Here is a 12,042-nt window from a genome sequence, read left to right on the forward strand (position 1 = left end):
CCGCCGTGGGCGCCGCCCCTCCCGCGCCCGCGCCCCCTGATCCCCGGCCCCCGCTGCCCGCCGCCGCGCGGCGTCGCCTCGCCCAGTTGCTGGCCGACCGCTCCGCTCCGTCCGGCGGAGGCCGCCGGGGCGCGGTGCCCGACCTCACGGAGCTCATCCCCCAGTGGCTGGCCATGGCCGCTGAGCGGGACTACCGCGCCCCGGCCGAGCTGCTGCCGGCGTTGCTGGACGCGGCCAGAGCGCGGACGGACCTGCGCCCCCGCGTCCTGGCCTTCGCGGGGCCGCGTGGGCTCTGGCTGGCGGCGCTGAACCCGCACTGGAGGTTCGCCCTCCGCACCTCGCCCGGCGCCCACCGGACCGCCGGAGGGAGCCCCGACGAGATACGGCGGCTCTGGGAGGAGGGGCTCTTCGCGGAGCGGGTCGCGCTCCTCGACGCCGTACGGACACGGGACCCCGCTGCCGCCCGGGACCTGCTGGCCGGTACCTGGTCCGCCGAACGCGCCGAGGACCGGCTGATGTTCCTCGACTCCCTCCGCTCGGGTCTCGGCGGTGCCGACGAGGCCTTCCTGGAAGCGGCGCTGGCGGACCGCAGCCGCAACGTCCGCTCCACGGCCGCCGAACTGCTCTCCGCACTGCCGGAATCGGCCCTGGCCCGCCGGATGGCGGCCCGAGCCACGACCTGTGTGAGTCCTGACCGTACGGGCGATGTCCTGACCATCGGCGTGGAGGCCCCCCACGAATGCGACGCCGAGATGCAGCGCGACGGCGTGCTGCCGGTGCCTCCGCCCGGACGCGGCGAACGCTCGTGGTGGCTCGGACAGTTGGTGGAAGCGGCGCCGCTCTCCGTCTGGCCTGGGCGGTTCGGTGGCCGCGGCGCCGAGGAGATCGTCGCCCTGCCGGTGGCCGACGGCTGGGAGCCGGAGCTGCATGCCGCCTGGTGCCGGGCAGCGGTACGGCAACGGGATCCCGCCTGGGCCCGGGCCCTGCTGGGCACCCCCTCCATACCTCTGGCGAACGTCCCCGGGACCGCCTCCCTGGCCGAGCGCTCACAACTCCTGGCGATCCTGCCCACCGACGAGCGGGCGGACTGGGTGGCCCGTTTCATCGCGGCGCACGGCCTGTCCGAGGCATTCCAGCTCCTCGGCGTCTGTGCCGTTCCCTGGGCCGGTCCCCTCGGCCGCTCGGTGGTCGACGCGTTGGACATCGCCCGGGACGCGGGGAGCTACCCGTGGAGTTTCAGCGGCGTCATGGGCCTTGCCGAGCGATGCCTGGACCCCGCCGAGGCGGACCGGCTCGAAGTGCTGACCGCCGTCCAGGACGAACCGGAAGGCGCCTCGCCGGGTGCGGGCGGCTACTGGTCGGAGGCGTTCCGGCGCCTGGTCTCCACCCTGCGCCTACGCGCGGCCATGGCCGCGGAGCTGACCTCGGACGGGCCCCCCGTGGCACGGAACGTGCAAGAGGCACGGGATGGTCACGGGGCACAGGGCACGCAGCGGGCACGGAACGAGACAGCGGCACCGGTCGACGGGCGGGCGGAACCGGTCGACGGACAGCCGGCACCGGTCGGGGGACGGGCGGAACCGAACGTCGTACGGGCGGCGCAGAACCAGGAGGTGGCTCCGGGCACACGGCACCAGCCCGGCGGGTGACCTGCACATACCTGCACACGCCTGCACACCTGGGCCCCGCTCCCACCGGGCCGGCTCCGAAGGCGTCACCGGGGCGGCGGGCGTGGCACGTCGCTCCTCCGTACCCGTCCTGGGCCCGGTCCGCGAAGCGCTGCGCTGCGCCGCGCTCCCCCCGCCCCGGCCGGGCAGGGGCACACGCACCGCGCCCGCCCGGTCACCTGCCACCGGCCACCGGCCATCGGCCATCGGCCATCGGCTCAGCCGACAGCCCGGCCCGGGCTTCGTCCGCCCGGCCCGGCCTTCCCGTCTGGCTCAGGCACCCGCCGGCTGGCGCACGTGGGAGTTCACCCAGTCCACGATCGAGGCCGTCGTCGCACCGGGCGTGAAGATCTCCGCGACGCCCTGCTCCTTCAGGGGGGGGATGTCCGCCTCGGGGATGATGCCGCCGCCGAACACCTTGATGTCCTCCGCCTCGCGCTCCTTCAACAGCGCGATGACCTTGGCGAACAGCGTGTTGTGCGCGCCCGACAGGATCGACAGGCCGATCGCGTCGGCGTCCTCCTGGATCGCGGTGTCCACGATCTGTTCGGGGGTCTGGTGGAGACCCGTATAGATGACCTCCATACCCGCGTCCCGCAGTGCCCGCGCGATCACCTTGGCCCCGCGGTCATGGCCGTCGAGGCCCGGCTTCGCCACCACCACACGGATTGGACCGGTCACACCCATCACTGCCTCCACATGCGTCTCCCGTGCCTGACGGGCCGGGGATGTGAACGAACGTTATCCACAGCATCCCGCACGAGGCCGTTTCGCGGTGGACGGGGAGGGGGAAATCACACATGGGACATGTTCGCCGAGCGTCGCTTCCCCGCCGTGCGGCACGTCTGCCGCACGGGGACCGACGCCAGGGGAGCCGCACGAGTTCGTCGTGCCACCGCGCCGTCAGCCGCACGGCACGGTGGTGCGACCCCCGGCCCGCTCCGGGCCGGGCCGTGCGCGCCGGACTGCCCGGACTGCCTGGACCACCCGGGCCGGACGGAACGGTTGTCGCGACGCGACGCCCCGTGAGGGCATACGGGGCAGGGAGCCACCCCGAGCCGCCTCCCCCGCATGCCGTGCAGGAGGTCGACCGATGAAGGTGCTGTCCTTCCTTCCCTCCCTACTGAGCCGGTCGTGTCCGCGCCCCGCCTGGCCGGCGTCCACACCCCTGAGAGCCGCCGCCCTGGAACTGGCGATCCTCGCCGGGCACCTGGTCCTCTACCCCTCCGGCCTGGTCCCCGAGCGCCGGCCCGCCTTCCCCGCACCCCAACCCGGCCCGTCCGGCTCGTCCGGCGCCCCCCGCACCGCCGGCGCCCAGGGCGGCGCGCCCGGTGACGGCACCACCCCGGCCCGCGTCCCCCATTCGGCCGACAGCACGGACAGCGGCACAGCCGACAGCACGGACAGCGGCACGGACCGCCCGCCCGTCCTCCTCCTGCACGGCTTCATCGACAACCGCTCCGTCTTCGTCCTGCTCCGCCGCTCCCTGGCCCGGCACGGCCGGCCGCATACGGAGTCGCTCAACTACTCCCCGCTGACCTGCGACGTCAGGGCGGCCGCGGAGTTGCTCGGCCGGCACGTCGAGGAGATGTGCGCCCGCTCGGGCCACCGGGAGATCGACATCGTCGGCCACAGCCTCGGCGGCCTGATCGCGCGCTACTACGTCCAGCGGCTGGGCGGCGACCGGCGGGTCCGTACGCTCGTCACCCTCGGCACGCCCCACGGCGGCACCGCCTTCGCCCCGCCGGCCGGAGTACACCCGATCGTCCGGCAGATGCGCGGTGGTTCCGACCTGATCGAGGAGTTGCGCCGCCCCGCACCGGGGTGCCGGACCAGGTTCGTCAGCTTCTGGAGCGACCTGGACCGGATCATGCTCCCGGTCGAGACGGCGTGCGTCGACCACCCCGACCTCGACGCCCTGAACGTCCGCGTCACCGGGATCGGCCACCTCGCGCTCCCCGTTCACCCGGCGGTCGCCGCCGCGGTCCGCCGGTACCTCGACGAGTCCGACGCCGCCGCCGAACGCCCCGGTGCGGCCTCCGCCGCCTGAACCGGGCGGTCCTCGGCCCGCGCCCATGCCCTCGCACCCCGGAACCGAAACCGGACGCGGGCCCCGAACCGGACGTGGATGCGGAACCGAAACCGGATCCGGAGCCCGGAAAATAGAACAAACATCGAACATAGGGCCAAGCCTGCGCCTTCCGTCCACCAAAAGACGGGCGATTGCCCGTTTCCTGGGGGCTCGGAACCTGCCGAAGATTGTCGTCGTCGCATACCGCCGGGTACAGTCGCGGCCACTGCTCCCCCCTGGGATCCCCCCACCGGACCCCAGCACAGGTCCTGCTGCCGAGGCGAGAGAGAAGTTGGTGAACGACCAGCACCCCCACGCCGGGTATGCCGGATACGACAGCGTTACCACCGGCAGCTACGACACCGATCCGCTCTTCGGAGCACTCCCGGATCACCACGAGGACAGCCCCGACACGACGTACGGCAGCGGTTTCAGCGCCGCGTACGACGCACCGGAGACCTCGTACGGCGGTTACGGCGAGCCCGCCGGGACCGGGCAACACCCCCAGCACGACGGCGCGTACGGCACCGGCTCCTACGACACCGGCTCCCACACCGGCCAGTACGGCACCGGCCAGTGGGACACCGGCGCCCACCAACAGGCCGCCTCCTACGAGGCGTACGGCGCCCAGGGCCATCCGCAGGCTCAGCAGACCTACGACACCACCGCCGTCTGGATGCCCGAAGTCGGCCTTCCCGCCCAGGCGGACGCGCCCGACGCGACGGGCCAGTGGGACACCGGCGGCTGGCAGCACGCCGCCCCGGCCGACCCGTGGGGCAGCGGCGACACCGGCGCCTTCCCCACCGCCACCTTCGCCGAAACGGGTTACGCCACGGGCACCTACACGGTCCCGGACTTCCCCACCGGCGCCTTCGACACCTCCGGGTACGCGTCGGCCGACACCGGAGCCTGGGACGCCACCGCCTGGAACTCCGGCGACACGCCCGACAGCACCGCGTACGCCACCGAACAGACGTCGCACCCGCCGTACGAACACCGGGCCGATTCACACGAGCCGTACGACACGGCCGAGTTCACCACCCACGACTACGCCGACGAGGTCACCGGGGAGCAGCCTTCGGCCTCCCCCGCCCGCCCGGCGCCCGGGACCGAGGACGAGCCGTCCGCCCACGCCGACGGCATCCACGACGCCGTCACCGAGATCGCCGAGGTCATCGACGTGACCGCGGCCCACGCCCCCTCCGTCCCGGCGGGGCGTTCCGTACAGCGCGGAGGCAGCCGGGGCCGACGCCGTACGCCGGCCAAGCGCTCCGCACTGCTCACCGTGGCCGTGCCCTCCGCCTGTGTGATGAGCGTCGCGGGCATCGCCGCCGCCTCCGTGAGCGGTGTGAGCGGCACGGAGGAGAAGAAGGACGACACCGCGTCCATGGCGGCCGCCGACACCGTCAAACCGGCCGTGGCCAACAACAAGCTCGACACCCAGCTCGCCAACCTCCGTGACGACGCCGCCAACTTCCGCGACCGCGCCAGCCGCACCCAGGAGCGCATCGACCTGAAGGAGCGTCAGGCCGAGGAGAAGAGGAAGCGTGCCGAGGCGGCCGCCCGCCGGGAGGCCGCACGGCCCAAGTTCGTGCTCCCGGTCCAGCAGCACGGCCTCAGCGCCTCGTACGGCCAGGCCGGGGTGAACTGGATGTCCGTCCACACGGGCATCGACTTCCCCGTCTCGTACGGCACCCCCGTGATGGCGGCGACGGACGGCACCGTCCGCACCCAGTGGAACAGCGCCTACGGGAACATGGCCATCGTCACCGCCGCGGACGGCACCGAGACCTGGTACTGCCACCTCAGCACCACGCGCGTGCGCTCCGGTTCGGTCAAGGCCGGTGACGTCATCGCGTACTCCGGGAGTTCCGGCAACTCCACCGGCCCGCACCTCCACTTCGAGGTGCGCCCCGGGGGCGGCGCGGCGATCGACCCGGCGCCGTGGCTGCGCAGCCACGGAGTCAACCCCAACTGACGGGTGACGGGCGGAGGGCGGGGAGGCGGCTGACCGCCTCCCCGCCCTCCGTCCGTCAGAGCTTCTCGACCGGCGCGTACCGCAGGAGGAGCTTCTTCGGCCGCTCGTCGCCGAAGTCGACCGTCGCCTTGGCCTGGTCGCCGAACCCCTCGACCGCCGTCACCGTGCCCAGCCCGAACTGGTCGTGCGTGACCCGGTCCCCCACCACCAGGGTGACGACCGGCTTCTCCGACGTACGCCGGGTCGCGAATCCGGACGGGCCGGACTTCGAGCGGGACGAGGACAGCGACGAGCCGATCCCCGAGGTCGGTCCCGCCGGAGCCGCCATCGGGCCCTTGCGCTTCCACTCCAGGTGCTGGTCCGGGATCTCCTCCAGGAACCTCGACGGCGGGTTGTACGAGGGCTGCCCCCAGGCACTGCGCATCGACGCCCTGGTCAGGTACAGCCGCTCGCGGGCGCGCGTGATGCCGACGTAGGCGAGCCGGCGCTCCTCCTCCAGCTCCTTTACCTGGCCCAGCGCCCGCATGTGCGGGAAGACGCCGTCCTCCAGGCCGGTCAGGAAGACCACGGGGAACTCCAGGCCCTTCGCGGTGTGCAGGGTCATCAGCGTGATGACACCGGACCCGTCCTCGTCCTCGTCGGGGATCTGGTCGGAGTCGGCGACGAGCGCCACCTTCTCCAGGAACTCGGCGAGCGTGCCGGCGCCCTCCTCCTCGGCTCGGTCCTGCTCGAACTCGAGGGCGACGGCGGCGAGCTCTTGGAGGTTCTCGACGCGGGTCTCGTCCTGCGGGTCGGTGGACGACTGGAGTTCGGCGAGATAGCCCGTGCGCTCCAGCACCGCCTCCAGCACGACGGCGGGCCCGGCGCCCGACTCCACGATCGTGCGGAGCTCCTCCATCAGCGTGTTGAACCGCTTCACGGCGTTGGCCGAGCGGGCCGCCATGCCGTACGCCTCGTCGACGCGGCGCAGCGCCTGCGGGAAGGAGATCTTCTCGCGCAGCGACAGGGCGTCGATCATCGCCTCGGCCCGGTCGCCGATGCCGCGCTTGGGCACGTTGAGGATGCGGCGCAGCGGGACGGTGTCCTCGGGGTTGGCGAGGACGCGGAGGTAGGCCAGGACGTCCCTGACCTCCTTGCGCTCGTAGAAGCGGACCCCGCCGACGACCTTGTACGGCAGGCCGACGCGGATGAAGATCTCCTCGAAGACACGGGACTGGGCGTTCGTGCGGTAGAAGACCGCGACGTCGCCCGCCTTCGCCTCCCCGGCGTCCGTCAGCCGGTCGATCTCGTCGGCGATGAACTGCGCCTCGTCGTGCTCGGTGTCGGCGACGTACCCGGTGATCCGGGTGCCGGCGCCGGCGTTCGTCCAGAGGTTCTTGGGGCGGCGGCTCTCGTTGCGCTCGATGACGGCGTTGGCCGCCGAGAGGATCGTCTGCGTGGAGCGGTAGTTCTGCTCCAGCATGATCGTCGTGGCGTCCGGGTAGTCCTCCTCGAACTGGAGGATGTTGCGGATGGTCGCGCCCCGGAAGGCGTAGATCGACTGGTCCGCGTCACCCACGACGCACAGCTCACCGGGGGCGTCGGGCTCCCCGGCCGGGCCGACCAGCTCGCGCACCAGGGTGTACTGGGCGTGGTTGGTGTCCTGGTACTCGTCGACCAGGACGTGCCGGAAGCGGCGCCGGTAGTGCTCGGCGACGTCGGGGAACGCCTGGAGCAGGTGCACCGTCGTCATGATGATGTCGTCGAAGTCGAGGGCGTTGGCCTCGCGCAGCCGCGCCTGGTAGAGCGCGTACGCCTGCGCCAGGGTCTTCTCGAAGCCGTCGGCGGCCTGCCCGGCGAACGTCTCCTCGTCGATGAGCTCGTTCTTGAGGTTGGAGACCTTCGCCGTGAACGACTTCGGCGGGTAGCGCTTCGGGTCGAGGTCGAGGTCGCGGCAGACCAGGGCCATCAGCCGCTTGGAGTCGGCGGCGTCGTAGATCGAGAACGACGAGGTGAAGCCGAGCAGCTTGGACTCGCGGCGCAGGATCCGCACGCACGCGCTGTGGAAGGTCATGACCCACATGGCGTTGGCGCGCGGCCCGACGAGCTCCTCGACGCGCTCCTTCATCTCGCCGGCGGCCTTGTTGGTGAAGGTGATCGCGAGGATCTGCCCGGGGTGCACCCCGCGCTCCGCCAGCAGGTGGGCGATCCGGTGCGTCAGCACCCGGGTCTTGCCGGAGCCGGCGCCCGCGACGATGAGCAGCGGGGAACCGGCGTGCACGACGGCGGCGCGCTGCTCGGTGTTCAGCCCTTCGAGCAGTGCGGCGGAGTCGATGACGGGGCGCGGGGCGCCGTCGCGGTAGTGGGTCTCGCGCGGCGGCGGAGGCGTGTCGAAGACGTCTCCGAAGAGGCCCTCCGGCACCGCTTCGGGTGCCTCCTCCTCGGGAGGCGGCGGAGGACCGTCGTCACGCTGCTGGAGACCGGTCAGGAAACTGTCGTCAAAGAGGCTGCTCATCGCCCTACGAGTCTAGGCCGACCCACCGACAGTCCGGGGCGGCATCGGCAGGAAGAGCCGGACCGTGTGCGCGCAGGTACCGCGCGCACACGGACCGTGTGATTCCGGAGCCCGGAACGGGCCCGCCGACCGCCGCCCGGGAAAGGTCACGAAAACGTATCGGGCATATCGAACATCAACCTTCACAGGGGCACCACGCTTGGCTAGCGTGCTCGGTCAGGTGGCCCGTTTCCCCCTCCGAGGCGAACCACGCCGCGCGGGCACCTCCGCCGAATCCGTACTTCCCCGCGGGAGGCCGGAACCGGGGACCCACACGCAGCACCGGGGTGAATCGGTCCGGCTCCACTGGACCGTAGGGCAGCCTTCCGTTCCGCCCGAACCCTCCCCCAGTGCCTGAACGGCCTGGGGGGACCCCCATCGCTCACCCGGTAGGCGGTCCACGGAAGGAGATGCCGGCCTTGGCGTCGCATCGCAGACCACGCACCCGCCTGCGCACCACCACCCCCGCCGTCGGCCTCACCACGGCCGCGCTCGCCTCCGTCACCCTGCTCTCCACCCAGAGCGCGACGGCCGCCCCGGCCCCACCGTCGCCGGCCATCGAGGAGGTGCAGAAGAAGGTCGACTCCCTGTACCGGCAGGCGGGCACCGCGACGCAGAAGTACAACGAGGCGAAGTCCGCCTCCACCAAGCAGCGCGCCGAGGTGGACGCCCTCCTGAAGGCCGCCGCCGAGCGCGCCGAGAAGCTCAACGAGACCCGCCGTGAGCTGGGCCACTACGCCGCCGCGCAGTACCGGGGCGGCGCGATCGCCCCGACGGCGACCTTCTTCCTGGCGGACGACCCGCAGTCGTACTTCGACCAGGACCAGCTGATGTCCCGGATGACCAGTCGGCAGCAGAAGGCGGTCGCGGACTTCCGTACGCAGCAGAACGAGGCGGCGGCGAAGCGCGCCGAGGCGACGAAGAGCCTGGAGACGCTCACCGCGTCCCAGGCCGAGCTGCGCACCAGCAAGCAGCAGGTCCAGGAGAAGCTCTCCGAGGCCCGCACCCTGCTGTCGAAGCTGACCGCCGAGGAGAAGGCGCGCCTCGCCGAGCTGGAGCGGAAGAAGGAGGCGGAGGCCAGGCGGAAGGCCGAGGAGCTCGCCCGCCAGCAGGCCGCCGCCGCGAAGGCGGAGGCCGACCGGGCCGCCGGGGAGAAGGCCGCGAACCAGGGCACAGGAACCGGCACAGGCACCGGAACGGGCACAGGCACAGGAACGGGCACAGGCACCGGAACAGGCACCGGCACCGGCTACGCGTCGAAGGCCGAGAAGGTCCTGGCCTTCGCCCGCGCCCAGATCGGCAAGCCGTACGTCTGGGGCGCGACGGGCCCCTCCTCGTACGACTGCTCCGGGCTCACCCAGGCCGCCTGGAAGGCGGCGGGTGTCGATCTGCCCCGCACCACCTGGGACCAGGTCGAGGTCGGCACCCGGGTCGCCACCGCGGACCTCAAGCCCGGGGACCTGGTCTTCTTCTACGACGACATCAGCCACGTCGGCCTCTACAAGGGCGACGGAATGATGATCCACGCGCCCAAGCCGGGGGCGAACGTACGCGAGGAGTCGATCTACTCCATGCCGATCTACGGGAGTGTGCGCCCGGCGTGACCCGGGACACGGGGCAGGGGCCGGCCGGCCGGGCCGCCCCCTGCCCCGTACCGCACCCGGCTCAGGTCCAGAGCGTGGCGATGAAGATGTTGGCGACCGTCAGCCCGCCGACCGCCGCGAACGCGCCCTTGCCGGCCTTCTCGTCGTCCCGCTTCACATAGACGAGCGCCAGGATCACGATCAGGACCAGCAGCTTGACGCCGATCTTGATGTTGTTCACGCTCCGGCCGTCGGCCTGGTCGAGACCGACGAGGGCGACGCCCGTGACCAGCATGGTGAGCGCGCCGTGCAGCATCGCCGGCACGAAGCGGGCCGTACCGGCACCCATGGCCTTCATCTGGGTCAGGAAGCCCCCCAGCAGGGAGGCGATGCCGATGATGTGCAGGGCCACGACGACATGGATGAGTACGTTCATGGCCCGCAGCCTAACCACGGGCATATCACCACTCTTCAGCCAGGTACGACTTACCTATGAGCCTGCTCGCACCCGGAAGGGATTGCCGGACTCCGCGTGACTCTTCCGGTCACTTTCGAAAACCGAAACGTCGTATCGCGGCAAAAAGCAGTCATTACGACTCTTCCTCCTCCCTCGGGCTTAGCGTCCCTCCCAGGTACCGCCGGAGCCCGGCGGGCCCGCCGGCACCTCCCCGACGGGCAGTCGAACGGAAGGACCCACGCCCCCGTGGCCGCCCAGCGCAAAGCCGCTCACCGCAAGCCCAAGCAGCGTCTGTTCAGCGGACCTGCTGCCCGCACCGCCGCCTCCCTGGCCCTCGCCGGGGCGGCCACCGCCACCGCCTTCGAGGGCGCCGCACAGGCCGAGCCCCAGCTCACTCCGGCCCAGGTGAAGGCCGAGGTCGACCGGCTGTACCACGACGCCGAGGTGGCCACCGAGAAGTACAACGGCGCCAAGGAGAAGGCCGCCGCCACCGAGAAGTCCCTCGACGCGCTGCGTGACCAGGCCGCCCGCAGGACCGAGCGCCTCAACGCCGCGCGCAACGCCCTCGGCTCGTTCGCCACCGCCCAGTACCGCACCGGCGGCATCGACCCCGCCGTCCGGCTGGCCCTCTCCTCCGATCCCGACCAGTACCTCGAACGCGCCTCCTTCGAGGACCGGGCCGGCGACCGTCAGACCGGCGCCCTGAACGGCGTGCGCCGCCAGGCCACCGAGATCGCCCAGTTGCGCGCCCGGGCCGAGGACGAGTTGAAGGACCTCACCTCCCGCCGGGCCGAACTGCGCAGGCAGAAGGAGACCGTCCACTCGAAACTGGCCGACGCGCAGAGGCTGCTGGCCACCCTGACCGCCGACCAGCGTGCCGACTTCGAGCGCGGGGACGGGGGCGGTCCCGCACGCGCCGACCGCGGCACCCCCCGCGGCGCCGTCCCCGCCCCCAATGCCCGCGCCGCACAGGCCGTGGCCTTCGCGTACGGGGCGCTCGGCAAGCCGTACGTCTGGGGCGCCACCGGGCCCGACTCCTTCGACTGCTCCGGCCTCACCCAGGCCGCCTGGCGCGCCGCCGGCGTCTCCCTCCCCCGCACCACGTACTCCCAGATCAACGCCGGCACCCGGGTCTCCCGCTCCGAACTGGCCCCGGGGGACCTGGTGTTCTTCTACTCCGGGATCTCCCACGTCGGGATGTACATCGGCGGCGGCCAGATGATCCACGCACCGCGCCCCGGAGCCCCGGTCCGCGTCGCGCCGGTCAGCGACATGCCGTTCGCGGGGGCGACCCGGGTGGCGTAGGCTCCCGGGTCGCCCGGCCCCGCGAGAGAGAAGGCCCCACCCGTGCCGACGGACCGCGCCATCCAGGACTACGCGCGCACGCTGGCCCGGCGCTCCCCGGACCACTACCGCACGGGCCCCTTCACCGTGCGCCACAACCCCGGGTGGGCGCTGAAGTTCGCCAACTACGCCATCCCCGACCCGGGCGCCGAACCCACGGCCGAGGACGTCGCCGGCCTCGTCGCGGCCATGCGCGGGCGTGACCGGCTGCCCCGCCTGGAGTACCTGCCCGCCTGCGCCCCGGCCGTCGAACCCGCCCTGCTGGCGGCCGGGTTCACCGTGGAGAGCCGCGCTCCGGTCCTCGCCTGCACACCCGGCACCCTCCTCGCCCCGAAGCCGGTGGCCGGTCTGCGAGTCGCCGAGCCGGTGACCGAGGCGGAGTTCACCACGGCCGCCGCCGTCCAGCACA

8 protein-coding genes and 1 pseudogene are annotated in these 12,042 nt (G+C 72.4%); 6 read left to right on the plus strand and 3 right to left on the minus strand.

What is annotated here, in order from left to right; genetic code table 11:
• The coding region (locus tag IH13_RS0112425) for a DUF5691 domain-containing protein (RefSeq protein WP_234433275.1) at positions 1-1,649 on the plus strand (1,649 nt) is incomplete at its 5' end.
• 291 nt (positions 1,650-1,940) lie between these two features.
• On the opposite strand, the gene IH13_RS0112430 is transcribed toward IH13_RS0112425, so the two are convergent.
• Entirely contained in the window at positions 1,941-2,354 is a 414-nt protein-coding gene (locus IH13_RS0112430; protein WP_031083805.1) for a coenzyme B12-dependent isobutyryl CoA mutase small subunit, read from the minus strand.
• A gap of 406 nt (positions 2,355-2,760) precedes the next feature.
• Between IH13_RS0112430 and IH13_RS0112435 the strand changes: the two genes are divergently transcribed.
• Both IH13_RS0112435 and IH13_RS0112440 read left to right on the plus strand, forming a co-directional pair.
• Positions 2,761-3,717 (plus strand): lipase family alpha/beta hydrolase, encoded by a 957-nt coding sequence (locus tag IH13_RS0112435; RefSeq protein ID WP_031083806.1) that lies wholly within the window; start codon positions 2,761-2,763, stop codon positions 3,715-3,717.
• A gap of 316 nt (positions 3,718-4,033) precedes the next feature.
• A complete protein-coding gene (locus tag IH13_RS0112440) occupies positions 4,034-5,716 on the plus strand; it encodes a M23 family metallopeptidase (protein ID WP_031083807.1) in 1,683 nt (560 codons plus the stop codon).
• A gap of 55 nt (positions 5,717-5,771) precedes the next feature.
• Here IH13_RS0112440 and pcrA read toward each other — a convergent pair whose 3' ends face one another.
• Positions 5,772-8,210 (minus strand): DNA helicase PcrA, encoded by a 2,439-nt coding sequence (pcrA, locus tag IH13_RS0112445; protein ID WP_031083814.1) that lies wholly within the window; start codon positions 8,208-8,210, stop codon positions 5,772-5,774.
• Positions 8,211-8,659: 449 nt separating this feature from the next.
• On the opposite strand from pcrA, the gene IH13_RS0112450 reads away from it, so the two are divergent.
• Positions 8,660-9,853: a C40 family peptidase gene (locus IH13_RS0112450; protein ID WP_031083816.1), complete on the plus strand. Its 1,194-nt coding sequence runs from the start codon at positions 8,660-8,662 to the stop codon at positions 9,851-9,853.
• Positions 9,854-9,914: 61 nt separating this feature from the next.
• Here the strand turns inward: IH13_RS0112450 and IH13_RS0112455 are convergent, their stop codons facing one another.
• Complete coding sequence (locus IH13_RS0112455; protein ID WP_031083819.1) at positions 9,915-10,268, minus strand: hypothetical protein; 354 nt, start codon at positions 10,266-10,268, stop codon at positions 9,915-9,917.
• Positions 10,269-10,535: 267 nt separating this feature from the next.
• Here IH13_RS0112455 and IH13_RS0112460 point away from each other — a divergent pair, with 267 nt between their 5' ends.
• On the plus strand, positions 10,536-11,594 hold the full coding sequence (locus IH13_RS0112460; protein ID WP_031083821.1) for a C40 family peptidase: 1,059 nt from the start codon (positions 10,536-10,538) through the stop codon (positions 11,592-11,594).
• 42 nt (positions 11,595-11,636) lie between these two features.
• Positions 11,637-12,042, plus strand: a pseudogene (locus IH13_RS0112465) (GNAT family N-acetyltransferase); the annotation flags it as partial.

Origin of the sequence: Streptomyces sp. NRRL WC-3549, assembly GCF_000721935.1 — a bacterium.
Lineage (GTDB): Bacteria > Actinomycetota > Actinomycetes > Streptomycetales > Streptomycetaceae > Streptomyces.

Bases quoted from the DNA above. Each gene is read 5' to 3' on its own strand.
- IH13_RS0112430 (WP_031083805.1), bottom strand. From the start codon at position 2,354: ATGGGTGTGACCGGTCCAATCCGTGTGGTGGTGGCGAAGCCGGGCCTC.
- IH13_RS0112435 (WP_031083806.1), top strand. From the start codon at position 2,761: ATGAAGGTGCTGTCCTTCCTTCCCTCCCTACTGAGCCGGTCGTGTCCG.
- pcrA (WP_031083814.1), bottom strand. From the start codon at position 8,210: ATGAGCAGCCTCTTTGACGACAGTTTCCTGACCGGTCTCCAGCAGCGT.
- IH13_RS0112450 (WP_031083816.1), top strand. From the start codon at position 8,660: ATGCCGGCCTTGGCGTCGCATCGCAGACCACGCACCCGCCTGCGCACC.
- IH13_RS0112455 (WP_031083819.1), bottom strand. From the start codon at position 10,268: ATGAACGTACTCATCCATGTCGTCGTGGCCCTGCACATCATCGGCATC.